The organism is Isoptericola sp. b408 (assembly GCF_030588085.1).
In the GTDB taxonomy this organism is placed as follows: domain Bacteria; phylum Actinomycetota; class Actinomycetes; order Actinomycetales; family Cellulomonadaceae; genus Isoptericola; species Isoptericola sediminis.
The window spans coordinates 449,182-473,655 of sequence record NZ_JAUQYQ010000001.1; the positions used below are offsets into that span (position 1 = coordinate 449,182).

A 24,474-nucleotide genomic window follows, 5' to 3' on the forward strand; every position below is an offset into this window, starting at 1 on the left:
GATTGCCGGTTACGTGCCGGATTTCGTGATCGTGCGACCGGCGAGGAACAACCCGTGACCGAAGTGCTGAACGTCGAGCCCACCGAGTCCGACGCCGAGGGGCACGGCGTCTCCGCCCAGTTGCGGGCCACCGTCAGCGACCAGTGGTCGTGGGCGGCGGCTAACGCCCGGATTCCTCAGGTCAACGACCTCGAGGTCACCGTGTCGGCCCCGCTGGAGCATGCGCGGGTCGAGGTGACGGTCACCGACGGTGAGGTCCGGTACGGCGGCGTCGTCGTGCACGAGGGGCCGATCGGGTTCGCCGGGCTGCGTGTGGACAGCATCCACGTGCCGTTGTCGGCGAGTGCGATGGCGCGGGTCGAGGAGCGCCGAGGGGCCGACTGCTTGATCACGCTGCGGACGCACGACGGTGGTCCGGTGCTTGCGCGCTTCGAGCAGCCGGTGGACCTGCAGCCGCGCGACCTATGGCTTCGCCAGGGCGAGCCACGGCGCGAGCAGCAGCTGACCGCTATCCGCCAACGGCACGACGAACTCACGGACCTTCTCCGACAGGACCCGGAGAGACCTGACGCTGCCGCGATCACAGCGGAGCGCCGTGCGCTCTTCGACCAGTACTGGTCGAGCGCTGGTCGCAATGGCGTGCTGTCCTGCTCGCTGCTGGCGTCGTACGTCCGGCCCAACCACCCGGAGATCGCCACCCTCGCCAGGGAGGCTGCCGACGTCTTGAAGGCCACGACGGGCGATGCCTCCTTCTACGCCTTCCAGCTCGAGGGCGACCGAGCGACACGGCGTGTCGAGGAGACCGTCGACGCGGTCTACACGGCGCTGCGCCAGCGGCAGATCTCCTACTCCGAGCCTCCGCCTGGGTGGGACTACCGGATCGAGGGCCAGAGGATCCGGGATCACGGTGATGTCGCACGCCGGGGCCTCGGGACGTGCATGGACACGACCGTGCTCATGGCTGCCGTCCTTGAGCACGTCGGGCTGCTCCCTGTCCTCTTCCTCGTCCACGGACACATCTTCGTCGGGTACTGGCGACGCGACCCCCGCCGTGGGAGCACTCAGGAGTGGTACCCGGATCGGCCGGTCTTCCACGACCCCGCCACCATCAGGATGCTGATCGAGGGCGGCTTCCTCGGCCTGATCGAGACGACGGCCTTCGCTCGTGATGACAGGACCGGTCCGGCGGGGGCCAGGAAGGAAGCTCGGTTCGAACGCCTCCCCCAGGGATTCTCGGAGGGCCCGGTCGAGGTGGTCGACATCGCTGCGGCCCGGCTCCTGGGGGTCGCGCCGCTCCCTGCCGTGCACGAGAAGGCCGACGGTTCGGTCGAGGTCGTGGTCTACGGCGCGAACGGTGCTCCTGAGGCCTCCGAGATAGCGGTGGCCGAGCCGATGAACCCCTCCGGTGGCAGGCGCGTCGATCAGCACCCGCCGCGATTCCGCACGTGGAAGTCCTCGCTCTTCAGCCTCGACGCGAGGAACGCGCTGCTCAACCTGCGGAACGGGCCGTCCGTCCAGCCGGTGCTGGTCGACGGGGACGTGCTCGGTCCCCTCGAGGACCAGCTGAACCGGGACGTCGAGTTCACCCTCCTGCACGGGGAGGACCTGCCGGAGGTCGTGCGTGCTCGTGACGTCCGCGATGCCGCGGACCTCAAGACGGAGGAGCAGTCGGCGTTCCTGAAGAGCCGCAAGGTCTTCGTGCAGCGGACCAGCACGGCGAAGACGTCGCCCGGCCCGGTCGGGCGACGCAAGTTCGTCACCGAGGTCCGTTCCATGGCCCGCCGGGCCAAGGAAGCTCACGACGAGAGGGGCATGAACCCGCTGTTCCTGTGCCTCGGTCTGCTGCGCTGGGAGCACAAGAGCGCCTGGCTCGACGCCCCGCTGATCCTCGTGCCGGTGCGCATCATCGAGCGGCGCACCCGTGGCCAGTTCGCCCTCGCCCTGGACACCACCTCCCAGACGACGCCGAACGTCGCGCTCCTGGAATGGCTGCGCAGCGAGCACGGCCTGACCATCCCGGAGCTCGCCGAACCCGCGGACGACGCCGCGGGCGTCGACGTCCCCGGGATCCTCGCCGCCGTCCGGGCGGCGGTCACGGACCGCGGTCTCCCGTTCGCCGTCGAGTCGCAGGCGAGGCTCGCTCTGCTCGACCTCTCGGCCTTCCGGATGTGGCAGGACCTGACGAAGCACGGCGACGAGTTCCTCGAGCAGCCGCTGGTCAAGCACCTCGTCCACACCCCTGCGGAGCCGTTCGTCGACCCCGTCGTCGGCTCGGAGCCCGACGACCCTGACGCGCTCGAGGCGTTGGAGACCCCGATCCCGGCGGACGCGACCCAGAGGAAGGCCGTCGTCTGGGCGCGCGAGGGACGCACCTTCGTCCTGCAGGGACCGCCCGGCACCGGCAAGTCGCAGACGATCACCAACATGGTCGCCGAGTGCGTGCTGGCCGGTCAGAAGGTGCTCTTCGTCGCGGAGAAGGGCACCGCCCTCGCGGTGGTCCAGCGACGGGTCGAGGCCATCGGTCTGGCCCCGTTCATGCTGAACCTGCACCACGAGGGGTCGAGCGCCGCGGTCGTGCGCGCACAGCTCAAGCGGTCGCTGTCCGCGCGGGTGGCGGACGACCCGGTCGCCCTCGAGGCCGCTCGCCGACGGCTCCAGAGCTCGCGGTTCGAGCTCGGCAGGTACCCGGAACGACTCCACCGGACCAACGCGGCGGGTTGGTCGGCCTACGGTGCGCACGACCAGCTCCTCGTCCTCGGCGACGGCCCGTCGATGCCCGTGAGGGCCGAGCTCGTGGCGCACCGTCCCGATCTGGTCGAGCAGCTCCGGGAGGTCCTCCGCGACGTCCAGCCGGTCGTCGCCGCCGCCGACGTCCGCCCGGACCACCCGTGGCGGTTCGTGGGCCGTACCCCGGAGCGGGAGTGGGAGGTCGGCGAGGTGGGCGACGCGCTGCGTGCCGTCCTGGACGGCACCCGGTGGGCCGACGGGCTCGGCGGCCCGCTGCGCGCTGCTCTCGACGACGTCGACCACCCGCACCAGCTGCAGCTGCTGGTCCGGGCGACCGACGAGCGTCTCCCGCGCGGGGCGACGCTGCGGACGATCCTGGAACGTGGCTGGGTCGACGACGCCGCTCACGTCGTCACGAGCTGCGAGCGCATGGTCACCGAGTGGTCCGGGTACCTCCGGGGATTCCGCCCTGAGGTCCTCGAGATCGACCTGCTCGGTGTGCAGGCCGCGCTGGAGGCGGCCAACGCCTCGGGGATCTTCGGCCGGAGCAAGCGGCAGGCGGCGGCGCTCGAGCCGCTGACGCCGTTCGTCGTGGGCGCGGCCGTTCCTGAGCCCGCGTCTGCTGCGCGTGTGCTCGGCGACCTGATCAAGGTTCAGGAGGCGGAGCGCTGGGCGGCGAGGGCGCTCGACGGGACGGCCGGGCTGTCCGCCGGGCGTCACATCAACGTCTTCCTCGACGGGGTCGTCGGCGCGGTCCGCCGCCGCTACGACGAGCTGCTGGCGAAGACCGAGTCGCTGCGCGCGTTCATGCCCTGGGCCGCGACGGTCCGGGAGCTCGCAGCCGGCGACCACCTGGCGGCCCACGCCGATGAGCTCTCCCGGTGGGCCGACGCCTGGTCGAGCGCCTGGGACCTGCTCGGCGGGGCCGACGACGACCTCGCGGTCTGGCTGGACGGCGACGGGCTGGTCGCGGCGACCCGACGGTACGAGGACGAGTGGCGCCGGCAGATCGAGCACGAACGGTTGCTGCCGCTGCAGCGCTGGTCGGAGCTCGTCGCGGCGCTCGGTCCGCTGCGCGAGGCGGGGCTGGCCGAGGCACGTACCGACCTCCTCGCCGGCCGGCTCGCCGCGGAGGAGGCCCTCGAGGCCTTCGAGCGCGGCCTCGCCTCGGCCTCCCAGGACGAGCGCGTCCGGACCGAGGGGCTCGACCGTTTCGACGCGGCTGCGCACGACCGTCGGGTGCGGTCCTATGCCGAGGCCGAGGCCGAGGTGCGCACGCAGTGGGTCACCGGCGGGCCGGCACGGCTGCTGGCCCGTCGCGGTGGCGGCGGAGCGGGCAAGGGGACCGGAGGGCTGGCTCGCGAGCTCGAGAAGACGACCAGGCGGCTCGGCACCCGGGCGATCCTGCGCAAGTACGCGGGCTCGGTCCAGGAGCTCACACCGCTGGTGCTCGCGAGCCCGTCGTCCGTGGTCGACCTCGTCGAGCCGGGGAAGATGGAGTTCGACCTCGTGATCTTCGACGAGGCCTCCCAGATCACCGTCCCGGAGGCGGTGGGGGCGATCGGGCGTGCCAAGGCTGTCGTCGTCGTCGGGGACTCCAAGCAGATGCCCCCGAGCCGCAAGGTCGGCGCGCAGCCCTCCACCGACGAGGAGATCGAGGACATCGACGCGGAGGAGCCCGTCGAGGACCAGGAGTCGATCCTGAGCGAGTGCGAGCTCGCGCGCGTGCCGACGCTCAAGCTGTCGTGGCACTACCGGAGCCAGGACGAGGCGCTCATCGCCTTCTCGAACGCGGCGTACTACGAGGGCGACCTGAGCAGCTTCCCGGCGCCGTCCCTGCTCTCGTCGTCCACAGGCGTCGAGCTGGTCCGGGTCGACGGGCGGTTCATCCGCGCCGGCAGCAGCGAGAAGCGCGACCTCGGCGGCGACGTCGTGGCGGGCAAGGGGATCAATGCCGACGAGGCGCTGGCCATCGTGGCCGCCGTCCGCGACCTGCTCGACACGCCCACGCCGCCGACCGTCGGCGTCGTGACGTTCAACGAGCAACAGCGTCAGCTCATCGAGGACCTGCTGAAGGTCTGCAACGACCCGAGGGTCGCCGCGGCGATGGACGAGAGCGCGATGGGCCCCTCGGACGTGCTCTTCGTCAAAGCCCTCGAACAGGTCCAGGGGGACGAGCGGGACGTCGTGCTGTTCTCCGTGGCGTTCTCCAAGCAGGCGAACGGCAAGATCCCCCTGAACTTCGGACCGTTGTCCAACCTCGGCGGCGAGAGGCGGCTCAACGTCGCGGTCACGCGCGCTCGTCGCAAGAACGTCGTCTTCTGCAGCTTCGAGCCCGAGGAACTCGACGCCGAGAGCGCGTCGTACCGCGGGGTGAAGGACCTCAAGCAGTTCCTGCTCTTCGCGCGCGCCGCGGGACGTGCCGACGAGTCGGGCACCTCGCTCGGTCGCACGCCGGTGCGCGACCGGCACCGGGACGACGTCGCCCAGGCCCTGCGCGACGCCGGGCTGCACGTCAGGACCGACGTCGGTCTGTCCGACTTCCGGCTCGACCTGGTGCTGTCGCGGCCCGAGCAGCCCGACCGGGTCCTGCTGCCGGTCCTGCTGGACGGCGAGAGCTGGAAGGGCCGTCGGACGGTCTCTGACCGGGACGTGCTGCCCGTCGAGGTGCTGAGGAACCTCATGGGGTGGCCGTCGGTGGCCCGGGTCTGGTGGCCGATGTGGCTCCAGAACCGCGACGAGGTGATCACCCGGATCCTCGCCGAGGTCGAGGCGGCGGAGACCGCGCTCGCGGACGAACAGCCACCCGAGCCGGTTGACGAGCCCGACGCCGAGGGCGCCGCGTTCGAGGACGCCCTCGCCGGTGACGACGCGGCCCCGACCGCCGCGGCCGCGACGGTTCCTCACGCGTCCGGCTCCGCGTTCGTCCCGGCGTTCGACCTCTGGGGCGCGCCGGGGCCGAGTGCCTCGCCCGAGGCTGTGGTGTCCCGGGCGGCCACAGAGGGCGCGTTCCCGGCCGACGTCGTCGACCGGGCCGTCCCCAGCCGCCCGGAGGACGCCCCCGAGGTCTCCGCCCCCGTGTTCGTCCCGGCGCACAACGAGGTCGTGGGCGAACGCCGGACGCTCGACGAGCTGCCGTCACGTGCGGCGGCCGTCGTGGTCCGGACGATGCTTCTCGACGTCGTCGAGGCCGAGGGCCCCGTCGCGATGGAGAGGCTGGTCCGGATCGTCGGACGACGGTTCGGCCTGACCGCCGTCCGCGCGAGCCGCGCCGCCGACATCGCCCGGCTCGTCCCGCGGACGCTCGTCCGCAAGAGCCGGCTCGGCACCTTCGTCTGGCCCGAGGGCGTGGATCCGGACAATTGGACCGGTTACCGGCAGGCAGGTGACGAGCCCGCCCGGAAGATCGACGAGATCGCCCCCGAGGAGATCGCGGCGGCGATGCGTGCCGTGCTCCGTGACCACCCGGGCATCAGCGAGGAAGCGACATTGCGGCGCACGGCGGCGATCTTCGGACCCACACGCCTCAGCGCGACAACACGTGCCCGGCTCGAGGCGGTCCGGGAGACGGTTGTGCGCGAGGTGTGAGCAGTCCGGCTCAGGCCCCGCGCGACGTCGACTCGAAGACTCGGGACTGGTGCCACGTGAGGTAGATCTTTGATGGGCCGGCACTCGCGTCGGGAGCTGCCACGTGGCGCCTGAGGTGGGGCTCGGTGAAGTAGGTGCGCGCTGCCTCGTTGGTCTCGATCGCCGCGGCCAGTCGGGCCGAGATCCGAACTTCGAGCGCGTCTGAGACTGTCAGCAGGCCCGCGTCGAACGCTGCGTCGTGGGCCGCGCAGGCTGCAAACCCGTTGCGGATGTCCAGGCGTTCTCGAGGGTCGGAATCCCGCCAGGGCTTGATGTGGCTCGCCCGCAGGAGGCTCGGGCCGCTCTGGTCGCCCAAGGAGAACCCGCAGAACGCGCACTCGTGCGACCACGACGCCAGCACCCCGCGCGCAAACCGGTGCTGGCCGACCCGGAGCGAGGCCATCATCGTCCGCTCGGTCTCCCGCTCCTCCACGCCGTCGACGAGCCACCGCTGGATCTCGCGCTCGATGACCGATTCCACAGCGCTGGGCTCGAGCTCCTCCTGGCCGAGCAGCACGAGGTCGCCGGCAGCCTCCAGGCCCAAGAAATCCGGCAGCGCGGAGCTGTCGACACCGACGGAGCGTCCCGCTGAGAGGATCGTCCGGTAGATGTCGGCCATTGCCTCGAGGTCGGTCCGGAGGACGGACCCCACCCGCAGGTCATGACGCGCACCGTGAGACCGGGAGCCGTCCAGGTTGTTCATCTTCGCGATGACGCTGGTCGCGGGCCGCTTGAACAGCCTGGAGAGCGCTTGGACCGGCTCAGGTGCGCGGTGCGCGCTGCCGCTGCCATAGCGCGAGTGCTCGACGACGAACATCGCGGCCAGACACAGGAGCGTCTCGACGGGGACGAACGCGACTTGGCGCCGCCCGTTGACGGGCCAGGACCTGGACAGGATCCCGCGCCACTGGTTCATCGCCTGGGAATGCCTGAGATCCAGGTAGTCCGCCTCGGTGAAGCTCATGACTGCCCCCGTCAGCGTTGCTGGACCGAGTGCTCGACGATGCCGCTGATGCGCTGGGCCAGCTCGAGCAGCTGGTGCGCCTCGTTGCGGACCTGTGCACGATCGGCGTCGGGCATCGCCCGTAGGCGCGACTCCAGCGACCCGAGGATCTTGACCGACGAGGTGATCTGACGACCCACGGCGAGCACCTCGTCACCATTCTTGGCGTCTCTTGCGTCGTGCATCGCCTGCTTGGCGCGCCCGAGGTCCTTGTTCTCCCGCAGCGCGTTCCGTCCTGCGGGGTCGGCGACAACCTCGGCGAGTGCGCCGATCTCGCGTGACTCCGTGACGACACGGGGCGTGCTCTCGTCGGCGCCGTAGATCCACCCCATCAGCTCTGCGAGCTCGTCTGCCCGGTCAGCGGGCACAGGAGGCTGTCCGACCTGGATCTGGGAGGCCAGCGGTGCCCCGACGTGCTCCCGCAGAGCACCGTTCGCCATCGCGACGGTGATGAGGGAGAAGTCCTTGCGCGCGCGGGCGAGGAGATCCGCTGAGACACCTGGCAGCGACTTGGCCTGTTCGAGGATCTCGTGGTTCCGATAGGCGTTGCCCACCTTGACGCTGCTCGACCCCATGGCCTTGGCCGCGGCGCGGATCGTCATGCCCTCTTCCTCGACGAGGTACTTGACGTAGCGTGCCTGCTCGAAAGGGCCCCACTTCTTGATGCCCGTGAAGTGGCGAAAGCCGATCATCGGTGCCGCTTCCTCCCTGTTCGGCACGACGACCGCGGGCACCAGGGATGTCGGGCTGATCCCGCTCTCGGGTCCGATCGCGTGCCATCGGGCCGGCTGGTCGAACTCAGCGCGGACCTCGGCTGACGAGAGACCGAGCAGTGCCGTCACGCGTCGGTTGCCCTCGAGGACGACGAAGGCGTCCGGGTCCTGCGGGTCGGGCGTGACGACGATGTGCTCGGTGCCGAAGAAACCGTTGTCGACGATCGACTCGGCGATCTGCAACGCATCGGCGACCGCCGCGAGGTGCTTGGCGAGCGCGAGCTGTGGGGAGCCGTGCAGCTCTTCGGGCAGTCGCGGGTTGCGCTCGTCGAGCCGCAGGGAGTCGAGCGCCACGTGGGTGGTGTTGCCAGCCATGGCTGTCTGAACATCGAGGGACATGTCTGGCGGCTCCACGGTGGTGCTTGTGCCGAACCACAGGTGTCGGCATCGAACTCGGTCAGACCGTACATCCCGGCCTGTGATGAGATGTCCGTTTTTCGGCGCCTGCCGAAGATTTCACCCGACGAGGCTCATGCCGTGAGTGTTCGCACCGCGTCTCGCACTGCCAGCAGACCGTCCTTCGTCACTGTGGCCCCTCGCGACTCATAGGCCGTCGTCCATGTCCCGCCGACGATCTCGACGATCCCTCGTGCGAGCCCTTGCTTGGTCGTCCCCTCCAGCCCGAGCCCGAGCCGGTCGTTGACCAGGTCGAAGATCGCTCGGGGTTCGGTGGACCCCGAGGACATGGGCGGTGCATCGACGCCGATCGCGAGCGCGATCTCTGCGACGATCTGTTCCTTCTTCAACGACGGTCTCCTCGGGCTCAGCGGATGGCCCGCAATCTACTGGTACCCGAGAGCAGTGGGAAGGGAGTGTCTCAGGCTGGACATATCCTCCTCCCACGTGGTGCGAGTCCGACGGAGGAAAACGTGGCCCTGACCATCCCCGACGCCGAAGCGACGCTCGAGGTCGAGCAGCTCTTCTTCGACGATGTCTACGAGATCCGCGAGCGCAAACGCCAGGCCAGAGGCAGCTCCTACGGCGCCGCCGCCGATACCAAGTCCCGTTCTCGGATGAAGAAGAACGCGGACGACGACGAGACGCTCGGCAAGCCCTCCGACCCGGCGGCTTTCTTGCGCGTCGACACCCAGGACGGCGAGTGCCTCTACGTCGGGAATGCTGCGGTGAACGACGATGGTGAGCTCTATGTCGTCTCCTGGAAGGCCCCTCTCGCTCTGGAGCTGCGGGGAGCGACCGTTGATGACGCGCGCGGTGTCGCGCGCCTCCGGAACTTCGCCAGCCGTCCCACCAACGTCATCGAGTCCTTCGCCGACCAGGTCCTCGCCGAGCTGGCCGAGAGGGTCGCCGAGCTCGAGGACAACGATGTCGTCGCCGCCCAGGCCGACGAGATGCTGCAGCAAGTCCTCGGGACATCCCGTGAACCGGAGATGCGGCAGATCGTCGAGACGATCCAGGCCGCCCAAGCGGCGCTCATCGGGTCCGACCCGGACCGGATGCTGGTGATCCAGGGAGGCCCCGGTACGGGCAAGACTGCTGTCGCGCTGCACCGACTGAGCGTGATCCTCTTCCAGAAACAAGCGCTGACGCCAGACGACGTGCTCGTCGTGGGGCCCAACGCGACGTTCGCCCGCTACATCGGCCGGGTGATGCCAGAGCTGGGGGACGACCAGGTCCGCGTCACCGATCTGGTGCAGATGCTTGGCGAGACGCGACCGGACCGCAAGGACGTGCCGGAATCGGCGCGGCTCAAGGGTGAGGTCCGCATGGTCGGCTTCATCGAAAGAGCGCTCCGAGACCGCGTACGAGCTCCTGAGAGTGGGGCGTCGTTCTCCGTCTCCGGCGTCGGCCCGGTGACGATCGATCGGGCCGAGCTGTCACAGGCGATCGACCGTGCGCTCGACGGCGGGTTCGCCGCTGGTCGGGCACGGTTCCGCGAGCTGCTGAAGAATCTGGTCGTCGCCCGGGCCCGAGAGGCCGCGACTTCTGCGAGGCTCTCGGTCCGAGGCGACCTCGCGATGCGGGTCGACGGCTCCGAGATCGAATCCACTGTCACGAAGATCTGGCCGACCATCTCGCCGAGGGCGTTCCTCTCCGGCCTCTACGGTTCCTATCCCCGGCTGATCGCGGCGGCCGGCGGTGATCTCTCCGCGGAGGAGGTCGCGCTACTCCAGCGGTCGACCGGGTCGCGGATCGCCGACCAGCAGTGGTCTAGGGAGGACCTGGTGGTGCTGGACGAGGTCGCAGCGCAGATGGGGGCGACGAGTCCTGTGACGTATGCCCACATCGTGGTGGACGAGGCCCAGGACCTCTCGCCGATGCAGGTGCGCGCGGTCGCCAGGCGGTCCCGCGACGGAGCCATGACGATGGTCGGCGACATCGCGCAGTCGACGGGCCACTGGGCGCGCGACGGGTGGGACGAGATCTTCGAGCTCGTCGAGACCCGGCTGCCGAAGCAGGTGGAGCACCTCGACATCGGATATCGGGTGCCGCGTTCGGTGATGGATCTCGCCGCGCGCCTCCTGCCCCATGCGGCGCCGGGACTGCCCGTGCCGAAGGTTGTCCGGGACGTCCAGCCCGGTCCGCAGCTGCTCGAGGTCGAGGATCCTGACGACGTCGCCATGCGCGTGGCGGACGTGGTGCAGGAGCACTCGTCACGGGGTCGCTTCGTCGGCGTGATCTGCCCGGACGGGATCCGCGGGGACGTGGAGGCTACGATGCGCCGGCGTGGCATCAGCTGGCAGGACGCTGACGAGGGCGGGCTGAGCAGCTCCATCAACCTCGTCAGTCCGGTCGCGTCGAAGGGTCTGGAGTTCGACTCCGTCATCGTCGTGGACCCGCAGGGGATCGTGGACGCGGGTCCGCAGGGTCTGCGGATGTTGTTCGTCGCCCTGACGCGCACGACGGCCTATCTCGACCTGATCTATCCCGTCGGCCATGTCCCGGCCGAGCTGGGTATCTCTCCTGCGGGCGAGGGCCGAGGGGCAGGTCCGGTCGACGAGAGTGACGCTCGGCAGGGCGTCACCGTCGCGTCCGGTGCGGAACCTGACGCGGCGGAGGACGACTCTGAGCTCGTCGTGGCGGAACCCACGAAGGACGAGCCGGCTCGGGGGAGCACCGCTGACGCTCCGGCGCCTTCGGCTTCTTCCGACCTCACGCCGAGACAACGGGCGATCGTCGATGACGAGGCGCAGGACATCGTCCAGGCGCTCGCCGAGCTCGTCGCGCCGGCTCTCGTGGCGGAGGTGCTGTCCCGTGCTGCAGGCCTCCTCGGGGCGGAGGGCCGTCCGAGCCGGGAGCTCACCGAGCGGCAGGCCAGGGTCGTGGAGCGTGAGGCGACCGACGTCGTGGAGCGACTTGAGGGAACGGTGGCTCCTAGCCTCTACACTGCCGTGCTGCGACGCGCCACAGTGCTGCTGGGCTGAGTGGCTCGCCGAGCAGCTCCGCCGACCGCCCGAGACGTCGGGCTAAGCTGGCCGGAGAAGGAACCCGCGGTGCACCGAGCCGCAGACGAAGCAAGGAGTCCCATGCCCACCGAGTCTGGTGCGTCGTTCACGTTCATCGATCTCTTCGCCGGCATCGGTGGGTTCCATGCCGCGCTCGAGCCTCTCGGTGGTCGCTGCGTCTACGCCAGCGAGATGAACGGCCCCGCATGGCGCGTCTACACGCAGGCGTGGGGCGTTCCCGAGTACGAAGGCAAGCCGTCGTACTCGAGGAACATCCGTGATCACGTCGGGTCAGAGGCGGAGGAGTCGCTCCCGGAGGGGCCCGAGAGGGACCTCCCGGACATCCCAGACCATGACGTGCTGACGGCCGGCTTCCCGTGCCAGGCCTTCAGCAAGTCAGGCAAGCAGGACGGCATCCTGGACGCCACCCGGGGAACGCTCTTTCACGACATCTTGCGGATCGTGCGGGCACGACGCCCGAAGGTCGTATTCCTCGAGAACGTGAAGAACCTCGCCGGTCCGAAGCACCGAAAGACGACGTTCGCCACGATCATCGCTGGACTCAAGCAGTACGGCTATGTCGTCGCTGGCGACCCGACGGTCGTCAGCCCGCACCGCATGGCCCCCCAGCACGGCGGTACGCCGCAGGTGCGTGAACGCATCTACATCATGGCGATCCGCCGTGACCTCGTCTCTGACGGCGCTATCCCGTTCCAGGGCTTCAGATACTCGCCGTGGGATCCCGATCTGTGGAACCTTCACGAGCTCAAGCTCCCGGCGATCGGCGGGAGGACGATCCTCGACCGCTCGGTCGGTGAGTCCGACGGGTACGGCCTGAAAGGTGAGGAGCAAAAGGCGCTCGTGTGGTGGGAGGCCTTGCTCACGCAGATCATCAAGGAAGCCGAGGAAGCCGAGGGAGTCCCTCCCCGGAGCGGCCGTTGGATGCCTGGCCATCCGATCTGGTACAAGACTCTGGACGAAGATTGGCGAAAGGCTCAGGAAGCCGATGCTCGGGCCAGAGACCTCACCTGGAAGCTCGACTTCCTCAAGAAGAACCAGGTCTTCTTCTCGAACAACGGCGACGCACTGGAGCGGGTCGAGGTGCAGCCGGACCCAGACAAGTTCACAGGTCTGAGCCGGACCAAGTTCGAGTGGCAGGCAGGCTTGAAGACGTCCGTCTACGACTGCCTGATCCAGTTCCGGCCCTCCGGTATCCGGGTACGTCCCGCGACCTACACGCCTGCTCTTGTCGCGATCAACCAGACGCCGGTCTACGGGCCGTGGAAGCGCCGACTGACCCCGCGCGAAGTGGGTCGTCTGCAGGCCTTTCCCGAGCGAGTGGCCGACGCCATGGTGAAGGTGAAGCAGGGTGACGGGGAGTCGTACAAGCAGTTCGGGAATGCCGTCCACGTCGGAGCGGTGCGCTTCGCCCTCGCGCAGTTCCTCAGCCACTTCGCCGACAAGGGGCTCGATGAGTCGTTGAGGCCCTTGATGGAGAAGGCTCGAACCGCCGCCGGTCTGGAGACGGCGGAAGTGCCGCGAGCGCCTAGCCAGGGGACGCTCGACATCCACTCTGCAGAGGAGTCCGACGCGGCGTGAGCTCGCCACCGCGGCCTCAGCACGTCCCCGCCCACCCAGGGGCAACCTCGGGCGCTGTCTCGCGGCGGATGAGCACGGCTCGGCGCCGTGACACCGCGCCGGAGATGGCCCTCCGGCGCGAGCTGCACGCCCGCGGGCTCCGCTACCGCGTCGGCTTCCCCGTCCCGGGTCAGCGGCGGCGGACGATCGACGTCGCTTTCACTCGGGCTCGCGTCGCCGTCTTCGTCGACGGCTGCTTCTGGCACGGCTGCCCCGAGCACGGCAACGCTCCCCGGTCCAACGCAGAGTGGTGGCGGACGAAGCTCGCGGCGAACATGGACCGTGACCGTGACACGGACCGGCTGCTGGACGAGTCTGGCTGGCGGGTCGTGCGGATCTGGGAGCACGAGTCCGTGGCTGTTGCGGCAGACAAGGTCGAGGCCGCCGTCCGTCCGGACGGGCTCCGGAGCGCGATGCGCTTGCGGTGATTTCACCCAGTCCGCCTGGACCACGTCAGCGAGGATGGTGGTCTGGGGCACCTAAGGTAGGTCGAGGTGCTGAAAGGGGATTCATGGCCCATAACGTCGTCGTCCGGCCTGGTGTCGGCATGCTCGCCCTGTTTCCCTCGATGAGCTACAAGCCCTGGTACGCCATCGGCGAGTTCGTCGACAATGCGCTGCAGTCGTGGCGAAGCAACCATGAGGCTCTCCGAGCGGCGTACGACGGCCGCCCGCCGGTGCTGAAGATCGACGTCGACATCGACCGGGACCGCGGCGCCATCGTAGTGATCGACAATGCAGCAGGGATCGCGACGGCGGACGTGGACCGCGCGTTCACGCCAGCCGCGCCGCCCGCTGACTCCAGTGGCCTCTCGCAGTTCGGCATCGGCATGAAGAGCGCCGCGTGCTGGTACGCGCAGCACTTCGTCGTCACGAGCACAGCGCTCGGAGAGCCCGTCCGGCGGACCGTGACCTTCGACGTGCCACGGATCGTCGATAGCGAGGCGGACACGCTCCCGGTCGTCGAGAGGCCGGCCCCCGCCGGGGACCACGGCACGCAGCTCATTCTCACTCGGCTGAACCAGAGCCCGCCGAGCGGTCGAACCCTCGGAAAGATCCGCGCCTACCTCCGGAGCATCTATCGGACGTTCCTCGAGGACGAGGACATCCATCTCGTCGTCGGCGGCGAGAGGCTGCGGCCTGAACGGCCGCCGCTGCTGACGACCCCCCGGTGGAGCGACCCGGGTTCGCCGGCCGTCGAGTGGCGCAAGGAGATGGACGTCGTGCTTCCGTCCGGGAGGCGGGTGAGCGGATGGGCCGGCCTGCTGGCCAAGGGCTCGACGTCGAAGGCGGGGTTCGCTCTCCTCTACCGCGGCAAGGTCGTCCAGGGTGCCGGAGCGATGGCTCAGGACCCTGCGGACGCCTTCAAGCCGCCCGAGATCTTCGGACAGGGCAACACCTTCCGTGCTCAGCGGCTCGTGGGCGAGTTCGACGTGTCCGAGATCAAGGTCACCCACACGAAGGATGCCCTCGTCTGGGACGGAGAGGACGAGGAAGCCTTCCTGGGCGAGCTCAAGGAGCGGGCAGACGCCGAGCCGCTCCCGCTGCTCCGTCAGGCTGACAACTATCGCGCCACGGAGCGAAACCGCTCGGTGCAGTCGACGGTTCGCAGCGTGGTGGAGAGCGTCGCTCACGTGGTCGCACGGTCCGAGCGGGAGGTCCCCTTCGACCACGACGGTCACGGGACGGGCTTCGAGCATGATGACGATGATCGGTCTGGGGGGAGCTCCGAGCATGCGTCGCCTCCGGTGGAGCAGCGGGTCGAGACCAGCGAGACGGAGCTGCAGGTCCAGGGAGACAACCTGGTGATCCGTGTCGTCGACGAGCCGACGGACGCGCGGCGGTGGCTCCGGGTCGAGCGATCAGGCGATGACTGGGTCATCTCGCTCAACAGAGCGCACCGTTTCACCGAGTCCTTCGCCTACCTCCCCGGGATGGACCTCGAACCGATCCTCCGGCTGGGCGTCGCCGTCGCGCTCGCGCAGATCCATGCGCAGCGGAGCGGCGTGAAGGAGCCACGCTTCTTCGTGGCCGCCCTCAACCGGCTCCTGGCGGGGCCCTTGGCGGAACGAACGGACGTGGGCGTATGACTGCGACAGAGTGCACTCCGGACCCCGACGGTCAGTGGACACCTGCGATCGGGGACGAGCTGGAGAAGACGCTCGAGCGCAGTGGCCTTCCTGATGGCGCGGTGGAGAAGGTCCGTGCCGAGACTCTCCGTGTCCTGTCGAGGTGCCGTCCCCCCACCTGGGGATCCCCGGGGCAGGAAGCAGAGCTGGTCGTCGGAGAGGTGCAGAGCGGCAAGACCCTGTCGTTCACGTCCTTGATAGCCGCGGGCTGCGACAACGGATTCCCCCTGGTCGTCGTCCTCGCCGGGACGAAGAAGAATCTGCGCGACCAGACCTACGACCGCCTGTGGCGCGACCTCGGGATGGACGGTGATGGCGGGCTGGCGACCTGGAACGCTCTGAACGGGCCGACGGCGAACGATGCCGAGGACGTCGTCCGGCTGCTCGAGCGGTGGCAGAGCCGGCGTCGCGCCCGTGGTCGCGTCGCCACCGTCGCGGTAGCCCTGAAGAACCACGCCGCGCTCCGCCACACCCGGGAGTTCATGGAAGCGGTCACGGCTCAGGTCGGCGACGTCCCCGTGCTCTTCGTCGATGACGAGGGTGACCAGGCTGGACTGAACATCGCCAAGGAGGGGCGCGAGAGCTCGACGTATCGGGCGATCCGGCGCTTGCGGGAGGCATCGACGAATCACACATACGTGCTGTACACGGCGACGCCGCAGGCCCCCCTCCTCATCGCGCTCGAGGACTCGCTCTCGCCGAGGACCGTCAGCCTCCTCGAGGCCGGTGAGGACTACGTCGGGGGACAAGTCCTCTTCGAGGATCGGCCGGAGGGCTTCGTCCGTCCCATCGGTGACAAGGACGATGCCCTCGACCCCGACGGGGTCGAGCCGCCGTCGTCGTTGCTTGATGCGCTGGCGACGTATCTGCTGGCACTGCTCGTGGCTCAGCGGAGGCGTACCCCACGCCCGTTGAGCATGCTCATCCATCCGTCGTCGACCACCGACCTGCACCGCGCGTACGAGCGCTGGACGAAGAGTGTGATCTATCGGCTGGTCACCGTCTTCGAGTCGGACGACCCTGATCTGCTCGCTGAGACCACGGCGGAGATGTTTGCGGCTCCCTACGAAGACCTCGCATCGAGCGGTGGGGTCAAGGTCCGCGGAGAGCAGGTCACGCTCGACGATCTGATCGACGACCTGGAGGTCTACCTCCGGCAGGTCAACGTGGTGACGGTCAACAGCGAAGATGGTCGCGAGGTCGCCGCGAGCGACTGGAAGAGCCGACCTGGCTGGATCGTGATCGGCGGCAACAAGCTCGACCGAGGCTTCACCGTCGAGAACCTGGCTGTCACCTACATGCCGCGCGGACCCGGCGTGGGCAACGCCGACACAGTTCAGCAGCGCGGACGGTTCTTCGGGTACAAGCGCCGCTACCTCGACCTGCTCCGCGCGTGGCTCAACCCTGGGACCACCGAGGTCTACAAGAGGTACTCGGAGCACGACCGTGTGATGCGGCAGGAGCTCGAGCGCCTCGACCGGGAAGGCCTCCCCCTCCGCGCGTGGCGCCGCTCGATGCTGCTCGACCCGGACCTCAATCCCACCCGTCGAGCAGTGATCCGGCTCGAGCTCACGAGCCACCCGGTCCGTCCCGGGTGGGCGCTGGTCCAGGACCGCCTGTACGGAGGGGCCGGCCCGGACACGGAAGGTGAAGATGTCCTCAGGTCCCTTCTCGACCGCGCCGAGCCGGACGCACGCGACCTGCGGACCGGCGCCGCTCCGCGGAACATGGTCTGCCGTGCCAGCTGGGACGACGTCGCCCCGGTCCTCGCGGGGTGGGCGGCGGCAGAGGTGGACAAGGACCGCATCTACGCCGTGATGCTCGCGCTGCAGGAAGCGCGCGCCGGGTCAACCCCGGTCGAGGTCGTCTTCATGAACCCCGGTCAGCGACGTCGTCGCGGCCCAGACGCGGAGAGTCGCCGCCTGCTGGTCGCTGCCGCCGGGGACCCCATGCGCGTTGACGATGTCGACAGCCTCGCGATCAGCAACCTGATGCAGGGTGCCGACCCTGCAGACGGCAGCGTGTACCCGGGTGACCGTGCCTTCGTGAGTGACCGGACGATCACCCTCCAGATCCATGAGCTGGAGCTGGAGGTGCCCTCAGGCGATCCGTTGGCCGCGACCGCTGTCGCGATCCACCTCCCGGACGGGCTCACCAGCAGAGTCCTGCTCCAGGGCTGACGACACGGCCACGACGCAAGGAGAACGACAGCAGATGCACACCGACGTCCTCAACCCCATGCGGGTCTTCGCACTGCCGCAGCACCTCGTGGTTCCGCTCTTCCAGCGCCCCTACGTCTGGGACGAGCGAGAGCAGTGGCAGCCGTTGTGGCAGGACGTGCGCCGCATGGCGGAGCTGCGTCTCGCGATGCCTGGTAGTCAGGGGACGCACTTCCTGGGTGCAGTGGTGCTCCAGGCCCAGGAGGCGCCTCACGGCGCGGTCGCCGTCAAGAACGTCATCGACGGGCAGCAGCGGTTGACGACCCTCCAGATCCTGATGGATGCGACCGGAGCGGTCCTCGAGGAGGCCGGACACGACAAGCTTGCGCGGCGTCTCGAGGCACTCACCCACAACGACGAGATCTATGCGCCGGAGGAGTCGGACCGGCTCAAGATCAAGCACACCAACAAGGACCGAGGCGCTTTCGACGAGGTCATGCGCGCGGAACCTCCTGTCGACCACGCGGCGCTGAAGAGCTCGGCGTCACGGATCGTCCGCGCGCACGAGTACTTCATGGGTGCGGTCGCGGAGTGGCTGGGCGATCCCGGAGGGGCCGAGCACGAAGGCCGTGCGGGTGCACTCGAGGAGGTGCTAGAGCAGGGCTTGCAGCTCGTCGTCATCGATCTCTTGGCGAGCGAGAACTCGCAGGAGATATTCGAGACGCTCAATGCCCGAGGAACCCCGCTCACGGCAGCAGACCTCATCAAGAACTTCGTCTTCCAGCGGCTCGACGCCGAAGGCGCCGACACGCACAAGGTGTATCTCGAGGTATGGCCGTTCGACCGGTCTTTCTGGGAGGCCGACGTGAGCGTCGGTCGACTCACGCTGAGCCGTAGCTCCTTGTTCCTGAACCAATGGCTCGGGTCGCGCACCGGCGAAGAGGTGAGTCCGAAGCAGACCTTCTCGCGTTTCAAGCACTTCGTGGAGCACGAGTCCACCCAGAAGATGGCGGACCTTCTCGAGGTCATCCGAGTGCAGGCTGACATCTACGAGGGGTGGACACGGACCGCGGACGAACAGGAACGAACTCTCGCTCCTGTCGAGATGTGCGTCTACCGGATGAAGGCGACGGGCACTGAGGTGCTCAAGCCGGTTCTGCTCTGGCTGCACGAACCGGAACGTGAGATCCCACAGGACGTGATCGACAGGGTCGTCGGGGTGATGGAGAGCTGGCTGATGCGTCGCCAGCTGCTGCGACTGCAGTCGGCAGACCAAGGGCGCGTGGTCGCCGAGCTGATCCGCGTCCACCGTTCGACGCATGCTGAAGCGCTGGTGCCAGCCGTGACGGATCATCTGGCGCGTTTCACAGCGGCCTCGACCTACTGGCCAGGAGACCTCGAGGTGCGCCGCCAGCTACCCACCATGCGCGCCTACACCAAGTTCCCTCGTGGCCGACTCCGGATGTTCCTCGAGGCGGTCGAAGACCGGCTCCGAGCGAGCTATGACTATGGACAGGTGCCGAGGCGGGGATATCCGATCGAGCACTTGATGCCACAGAAGTGGCAGTCGAGCTGGCCCGTCGATGGTCTGGATGCTGAGCTGGAGCGTGCCGACCACGTGCACAGGCTCGGCAACCTCACTCTCCTGACGAGCGCTCTGAACTCCTCGGTGTCCAACGGGCCATGGCTCGGCGCCGACGGCAAGCGGGCGCGGCTCGAGAAGTATGACGTCCTGCTCCTCAACCGAGAGGTCCGGGCGGTGTCAGCGGAGGGCTGGGACGAGGCAAGCATCGATGCCCGGACCGACCGGCTGATCGACATCCTGCTCGAGGTCTGGCCGGTTCCCCCCGGACACGAGGGGACGGTGAGCGCGACGCGGGCCTCGGTCAACACCTGGGTGGAGATCAAGGACCTTGTCGGCGCTGGTCTCCTCGCCCCGGGGACGCGGTTGGTGCCGCGGGCGGGTGCTTATGCGGACTCCGAGGCGTACGTGACGGACAGAGGGATGGTCCAGATTGGCGACCTGCAGTTCAGCTCGCCCTCCTCTGCAGGTCGGCACGTCCGCGGCGGATCCACGAACGGATGGACGTTCTGGGGCCTCGAGGACGGGCGCCGACTGAGCGATGTCCGCGCCCAGTACAAGGACGGCTCCCCCCCTGAGGCGTCGCAGGCGCTGGAGTGGTGGGGGCCGGACGACTCGGACGACGCTCGTGCGTTGTGGGACGTCTTGCCGGACGGTGCGCGGTCCGTGGTGCGAGCGGTCGCGGACGCCGCGCCGGAGACGATCACGATGCCCGAGCTCTCCAAGCTGCTGGGGGTGAAGCCGACGGCCGTGGGTGGTCGTCTCTCGTGGACCTGGCGCAAGTCTGCAGAGTTCGGCCACCACTTCCCGGTGCGCTACATCGAGGGTGAGCCGGCTGAGTACTGGATGGATGCCGCCGCGGCCGAGCTCTTCACCAAGATCGCCGAGGGGCTCGACGAGGCGGGGCAGTAGACGTCACGTGCCTCCCCCATGTGGCGGCTCTCGACGCTGCGTGAGTAGCGGTGCTGAGGTGTTGAGGTCAACCCCGCCCGCCATCGCCCAGCGCCTCGCCGACCTCGTGCTCCACGAGCGACCCGAGCGGCGGGTTCGTCCGCTCCTCGACCAGCGCCACGACGAGCGCCAGCACCACGATCCCCACGCCCACCAGCGGCACGGACCGCACGTCGACGAGCGCCACGAGCAGCGCGCCGAGCCCGGACCCGCCGGCGATCCCGAGGTTGAACAGGGACGAGGAGATCGCCTGGCCCATGTTCGTCCCGCGCGGTGACACGAGCAGCACGCGGTGCGCCAGCACGGGAGGCACGGTGGAGAACGAGCAGCCGAACAGCGCCAGGAAGGCCACCGCGGCCGCGGGCGTGGTCCCGAACGCCCACAGCCCGAGCAGCGCCACGACGAGCACGCCCAGGCCGACGAGGAGCGCCCCGACGGGCCACCGGTCGAGGACTCGTCCGATGATCAGCGCGCCCACCACCCCGGCGCCGCCCTGCAGCAGGAGCAGTCCCGGCAGGTCGGACTGCGTGAACCCGGCGACGTCGATGAGGAACTGGGTCACGAACGTGATGACGCCGAACGACCCGGTCACGGCGAGCACGGTGACGACCATGACGGACACGTACCGGCGCATCGAGGGGAACGGTGCCTCGCTCGCCCCGCCGGCCCGCGGGGACACCGACGGGAACAGCACGATGACCACGACCATGATGAGCGCGGAGAACAGCGCGACGGCGGCGAAGGACCACCGCCACGACGTCGCCTCGCCGAGCCACGTCCCGGCCGGGACCCCGAGCACCGGCCCCAGCGAGTTGCCGACCGCCAGCCGAGCCATCGCCTTGCCCCGCACACCGGGCGGGAACAGCCCGGCCGTGGCGGGCACGACGGCGACCCAGAACAGGGCCTGGGCGAGCGCGGTGACCACGCGCGCTGCGAGGAGCTGCTCGTACGAGGGCGTCAGCGCGGCCCACAGGGTCGCCAGAGCGGCGACGCCGGCGCAGGCGGCCAGCACCCAGCGGCGCTGCAGGTGCCGGGTCACGTGCGCCAGCGGCACCGAGGAGACGAGCACGACCAGCGCGTAGACCGTCACGAGCAGACCGATCGCGGACGTCGTGCGGTCCAGGTCCGGCGCCATGAGGGTGAGCAGGCCCGCCGGGAGCTGTTCGACGGTGACGAACAGGAACGTCGAGGACGCCATCGCCAGCAGGATGATCGTGGCGCGGCGGGGGTCGACGGCGGGCCCGGCAGTAGTCATCGAATCGATTCTACGGGCGGGCGGCGCGCACCGCCGATCACCTCAGCAGGGAGAGATCAGGGACGCTGCCAGTCGGTGTCGAGCATCCCGTAGACCAGGGTGTCGGTCCACTCGCCCTTCGACCACCAGTCCGCGCGCAGGAACCCCTCGCGCTGCATCCCGACGCGCTCGCAGAGCTTCGCCGAGGCGGTGTTGCGGGCGTCGAGCTGGGCCACCACCCGGTGCATCCGGTATCGGTCGAACGCGATCCCCAGCAGGGACCGCAGCGCCTCGGTGGCGTACCCCTGGCCGGTGTACCGGGGGTTGAACGCCCACCCGACCTCGCCGCGCGAGGCCGTGTCCCCCGTCGTCCACAGGGCGATGTCGCCGACGACGGTGCCCTCGTGCTCGACCACGAGAGCCAGCGCCGACCCCGGCCCGTCGACGCCGGTGCGCAGCATCCGCCGCGCCACGTTGACCTCGGCCTCCTCGCGCGTCCACGGCTCCTCGAGCAGGAACCGCGCGACCTCCGGGTCGCTGTAGTACGCGAGCATCGGCTCGACGTCGTCCTCCCGGTACGTGCGCAGCACGAGGCGGCTCGTCCGCACAGGCAGGACGGCTCGCGGGGGAGAGGTCGGCTCGGTCACGGTGAGGAACCCTAACCCGCGCGGGCGGCACTCACCCGATGTGTCGTGACTGGTGGAGCGCGAAATTCCTTGGCGTGATCGCCACCGTCCGGTCATGGTGGAGTCATGCACTGGCGCATCGTCGAGGCCCCGCACGTGGACTCCCTCGACCATCCGGACTCCTGGGCCTACCGCGGGATCGCGGAGGTCGAGCGCCGGGTCGCGCTCGCCGACCGCGGCCTCCCCGACGGCGCACCCACCCCGGACGCGCTGCGGGCCGCCATGGCCGACCAGAGGTACCAGCGCCGGCACCGCGTCGTCGCGGTCGACGACGGTCTCGCCGCCGACGACGTCTCCACCGGCGGCAGCGCCTCGTCCGACGGCGGCACCCCGGAGGCGCCGCAGGTCCTCGGCCACGGGCTGGTCATCTGCGACACCCACGACAACCTCGACCTCGCGTTCGTGCACGTCGCCGTGCACCCGGACCACCGCGGCCGGGGGATCGGCCCCGCGCTGGCGGACGTCGTCGTCGACCGGGCCCGCGCCGAGGGCCGCACCCGCCTCATGGCCGAGGTCGAGTTCGGCGCCGAGCCGCCCGCCGACGCCCCGGACGCCGTCGTCGCCCCGACCGGCAACGGCCGCATCGCGGGCGACCTGCCCGGCCTGCGCCTCGCCCGCACCGCCGGCCTGGACCTGAAGATGATCGCCCGGCGCTCCGTGCTCGACCTGCCCCCGCCCGACGACGTCGTCACCCGCCTCGAGCCGGAGGCGCGCGCCGCGGCGGGGCCGGAGTACCGGCTGCACGTCTGGCACGACGACCTCCCCGACGAGTGGCTCGCCGGCTACGCCGCCCTCATCGAACGCCTCACCATCGACGAGCCGAACCCGGGTCTCGACCTCGAACCCGAGCACTGGGACGCCGAGCGGCTACGGTTCGAGATCGAGCAGGGCCGGTCGGTGGGCCACCAGTTCGTCACCACCTGCGTCGAGCACGAGCCCTCCGGCGAGCTCGTCGCGGCCACCCTGCTGGACCACGACCCGCAGCACCCGGCGTACTCCGAGCAGGAGACGACCGTCGTCATGCCCGAGCACCGCGGGCACCGGCTCGGCCTGCTGGTCAAGTGCGTCAACCTGCGCAAGCACGCGGCCCGCTGGCCCGGCGTCGAGCGCATCTGGACGTGGAACAACGAGGACAACCCGTACATGCTGGCGATCAACATCGCGATGGGTTTCCGCCCGGCCGGCGGGTCGGCGCTCCTCGAGGCCGACCTCGCCGACGTCCGGTCGGTCTCCGGCTGACGACCCGGGCGGCGGCCACCCGCGTCGGTCGGCAGTTCGTGCCTGGATCGGCAGTCTGAGCTGCCGATCCAGGCACGAACTGCCGACCGGGCAGGGCTCACGTGGCCGGGCGTCCGCGGCCACGCAGCCCCGTCGCTAGAGCCGGAACTCCGCCACGACTCCTGCGTGGTCCGAGGGCCAGAAGGGCGGCGCCCCCTGGAACGGGAAGTCCCCGACGAGCTCGGCCTGGCTCCCGTCCGACCGCGCGGCCCCGCGCCCCAGGACGAGGTCGATCCGCTGGTCGAGCGTCGAGACCGGGTTGTTGAGCGCTCCGGGGGCCAGTGGCGGCGTGTTCGAGCGCTGGCAGCAGGTGAAGCCCGCGCCCAGCACGTCCTCGTCCCAGGCGTCGCGGAGCTGTCCCGGTGCCGTGAGCTGCGCGTAGGTCGTCGTGGTCGACCCGTCCGCGGCGGAGTTGAAGTCACCCGCCGCGATGACCGTCCCCCCGCGCGCCGGGCCGGCCAGGAGCTCGGCCGCCTGCGCCTCCTGGACGTCGGGGAAGGCCGCGATCTCGAGGTGGGTCGTGACGAACCGGAACGGCTTCTTGTGCAGGGTCCCGTCGATGCTGGCCCAGCCCCGGTCGAAGGTGAGCGGACCGGCCTGGGACTCGAGCTCGGCCTGCGCGACGTACTGGCCGCTGCGGGGGTTGTCCCAGCGCAGACCGGGCGTCTCGTCGTTGACGAGGATCACGTCACGGTCGTCCAGCTGCACCGTGCAGGTGATGAACGGGGGCGCGGGCGACAGGCAGCCGGGGAGCGCGAGGGGGACCGGCCCGATCGAGGCGTTGTCCGACACCGCGGCGACGGAGTAGTCCAGACCGCGCTCCTCGAGCGCTGTCTGGAGGATCGCTAGGAAGTCGTACCCAGGCCCGGCACCGACCCCGGTGGTGGTCCAGCGGGCGACCTCCTGGAGGCCGATCAGGTCCGGGTCCTTCGCCGCGATCTCGTCGGCGATGGCCTGGGCGCGCGCCGGGAAGTTCGTGTACTCCACCGTGGCGTACATCTGTGCCACGGCCTGGAGGAGCTGCTCAGGCGTCGTCGCGTCGAGGGCGGGGTCCAGGCTGGTCCCCACGTAGAGGTTCTGGGTCATGACCACCAGGTCGTCCCCGCCGCCCTGCCCGCCTGGTGCGGCCTGCGCGGGTGCCAGGGGGACGGCCGCGAGCAGGGCCACGCCCACGGCGGCCAGCAGCGCACGAACCCGGGGGTGCCGATGAGTCGGGATGCTCCGTCGCATCACGTCCGCCTTTCGGGGAGACCGGCTCGCTGCCTGGCGTGGCAGAGGCTCGGC

The 24,474-nt window shown here is 69.7% G+C and carries 14 protein-coding genes; 8 read left to right on the forward strand and 6 right to left on the reverse strand.

Features of this window, described 5'->3' with window-relative positions; genetic code table 11:
• Nucleotides 1-54: 54 nt before the first annotated feature.
• Nucleotides 55-6,315, forward strand: coding sequence for a DUF4011 domain-containing protein (locus tag Q6347_RS02040; RefSeq protein WP_304606531.1), 6,261 nt, complete (start codon nt 55-57; stop codon nt 6,313-6,315).
• A 10-nt stretch (nt 6,316-6,325) separates the two neighbouring features.
• Here Q6347_RS02040 and Q6347_RS02045 read toward each other — a convergent pair whose 3' ends face one another.
• From Q6347_RS02045 to Q6347_RS02055, 3 genes are all read right to left on the reverse strand, one after another.
• A complete protein-coding gene (locus Q6347_RS02045; RefSeq protein WP_304606532.1) occupies nt 6,326-7,318 on the reverse strand; it encodes an HNH endonuclease in 993 nt (330 codons plus the stop codon).
• A gap of 11 nt (nt 7,319-7,329) precedes the next feature.
• The gene (locus Q6347_RS02050; RefSeq protein WP_304606533.1) at nt 7,330-8,445 is read right to left on the reverse strand and encodes a hypothetical protein; all 1,116 of its coding nucleotides are present in this window, start codon (nt 8,443-8,445) and stop codon (nt 7,330-7,332) included.
• A gap of 155 nt (nt 8,446-8,600) precedes the next feature.
• Complete coding sequence (locus Q6347_RS02055) at nt 8,601-8,876, reverse strand: hypothetical protein (RefSeq protein ID WP_304606534.1); 276 nt, start codon at nt 8,874-8,876, stop codon at nt 8,601-8,603.
• A 123-nt stretch (nt 8,877-8,999) separates the two neighbouring features.
• Between Q6347_RS02055 and Q6347_RS02060 the strand changes: the two genes are divergently transcribed.
• The 6 genes from Q6347_RS02060 (at nt 9,000) to Q6347_RS02085 (ending at nt 19,953) form a co-directional block, all read left to right on the forward strand.
• Nucleotides 9,000-11,513, forward strand: a complete 2,514-nt coding sequence (locus Q6347_RS02060; RefSeq protein ID WP_304606535.1) for an AAA family ATPase — start codon at nt 9,000-9,002, stop codon at nt 11,511-11,513.
• 102 nt (nt 11,514-11,615) lie between these two features.
• Nucleotides 11,616-13,133 (forward strand): DNA (cytosine-5-)-methyltransferase, encoded by a 1,518-nt coding sequence (gene dcm, locus Q6347_RS02065; protein ID WP_304606536.1) that lies wholly within the window; start codon nt 11,616-11,618, stop codon nt 13,131-13,133.
• Between the two features lie 68 nt (nt 13,134-13,201).
• Nucleotides 13,202-13,600: a very short patch repair endonuclease gene (locus tag Q6347_RS02070; protein ID WP_304606537.1), complete on the forward strand. Its 399-nt coding sequence runs from the start codon at nt 13,202-13,204 to the stop codon at nt 13,598-13,600.
• An 83-nt stretch (nt 13,601-13,683) separates the two neighbouring features.
• Nucleotides 13,684-15,261 carry an ATP-binding protein gene (locus Q6347_RS02075; protein WP_304606538.1) on the forward strand — a complete coding sequence of 526 codons (1,578 nt, stop codon included), beginning with the start codon at nt 13,684-13,686 and terminating at the stop codon, nt 15,259-15,261.
• Nucleotides 15,258-17,480: a Z1 domain-containing protein gene (locus Q6347_RS02080; protein ID WP_304606539.1), complete on the forward strand. Its 2,223-nt coding sequence runs from the start codon at nt 15,258-15,260 to the stop codon at nt 17,478-17,480. Before Q6347_RS02075 ends, Q6347_RS02080 begins: the two co-directional genes overlap by 4 nt.
• A gap of 34 nt (nt 17,481-17,514) precedes the next feature.
• Entirely contained in the window at nt 17,515-19,953 is a 2,439-nt protein-coding gene (locus Q6347_RS02085) for a DUF262 domain-containing protein (protein ID WP_304606540.1), read from the forward strand.
• 67 nt (nt 19,954-20,020) lie between these two features.
• Here the strand turns inward: Q6347_RS02085 and Q6347_RS02090 are convergent, their stop codons facing one another.
• On the reverse strand, nt 20,021-21,247 hold the full coding sequence (locus Q6347_RS02090) for an MFS transporter (RefSeq protein WP_304606541.1): 1,227 nt from the start codon (nt 21,245-21,247) through the stop codon (nt 20,021-20,023).
• Nucleotides 21,248-21,303: 56 nt separating this feature from the next.
• Nucleotides 21,304-21,873 (reverse strand): GNAT family N-acetyltransferase, encoded by a 570-nt coding sequence (locus Q6347_RS02095; protein ID WP_304606542.1) that lies wholly within the window; start codon nt 21,871-21,873, stop codon nt 21,304-21,306.
• Between the two features lie 105 nt (nt 21,874-21,978).
• On the opposite strand from Q6347_RS02095, the gene Q6347_RS02100 reads away from it, so the two are divergent.
• Complete coding sequence (locus Q6347_RS02100; RefSeq protein ID WP_304606543.1) at nt 21,979-23,151, forward strand: GNAT family N-acetyltransferase; 1,173 nt, start codon at nt 21,979-21,981, stop codon at nt 23,149-23,151.
• A gap of 135 nt (nt 23,152-23,286) precedes the next feature.
• Here Q6347_RS02100 and Q6347_RS02105 read toward each other — a convergent pair whose 3' ends face one another.
• Complete coding sequence (locus Q6347_RS02105; protein ID WP_304606544.1) at nt 23,287-24,420, reverse strand: endonuclease/exonuclease/phosphatase family protein; 1,134 nt, start codon at nt 24,418-24,420, stop codon at nt 23,287-23,289.
• Nucleotides 24,421-24,474: the final 54 nt, after the last annotated feature.

Excerpts from the sequence above, each read along its gene's own strand:
- Q6347_RS02045 (WP_304606532.1), bottom strand. The coding sequence starts at position 7,318 with ATGAGCTTCACCGAGGCGGACTACCTGGATCTCAGGCATTCCCAGGCG.
- Q6347_RS02050 (WP_304606533.1), bottom strand. The coding sequence starts at position 8,445 with ATGGCTGGCAACACCACCCACGTGGCGCTCGACTCCCTGCGGCTCGAC.
- dcm (WP_304606536.1), top strand. The coding sequence starts at position 11,616 with ATGCCCACCGAGTCTGGTGCGTCGTTCACGTTCATCGATCTCTTCGCC.
- Q6347_RS02070 (WP_304606537.1), top strand. The coding sequence starts at position 13,202 with ATGAGCACGGCTCGGCGCCGTGACACCGCGCCGGAGATGGCCCTCCGG.
- Q6347_RS02075 (WP_304606538.1), top strand. The coding sequence starts at position 13,684 with ATGGCCCATAACGTCGTCGTCCGGCCTGGTGTCGGCATGCTCGCCCTG.
- Q6347_RS02080 (WP_304606539.1), top strand. The coding sequence starts at position 15,258 with ATGACTGCGACAGAGTGCACTCCGGACCCCGACGGTCAGTGGACACCT.
- Q6347_RS02085 (WP_304606540.1), top strand. The coding sequence starts at position 17,515 with ATGCACACCGACGTCCTCAACCCCATGCGGGTCTTCGCACTGCCGCAG.
- Q6347_RS02090 (WP_304606541.1), bottom strand. The coding sequence starts at position 21,247 with ATGACTACTGCCGGGCCCGCCGTCGACCCCCGCCGCGCCACGATCATC.
- Q6347_RS02100 (WP_304606543.1), top strand. The coding sequence starts at position 21,979 with ATGCACTGGCGCATCGTCGAGGCCCCGCACGTGGACTCCCTCGACCAT.
- Q6347_RS02105 (WP_304606544.1), bottom strand. The coding sequence starts at position 24,420 with ATGCGACGGAGCATCCCGACTCATCGGCACCCCCGGGTTCGTGCGCTG.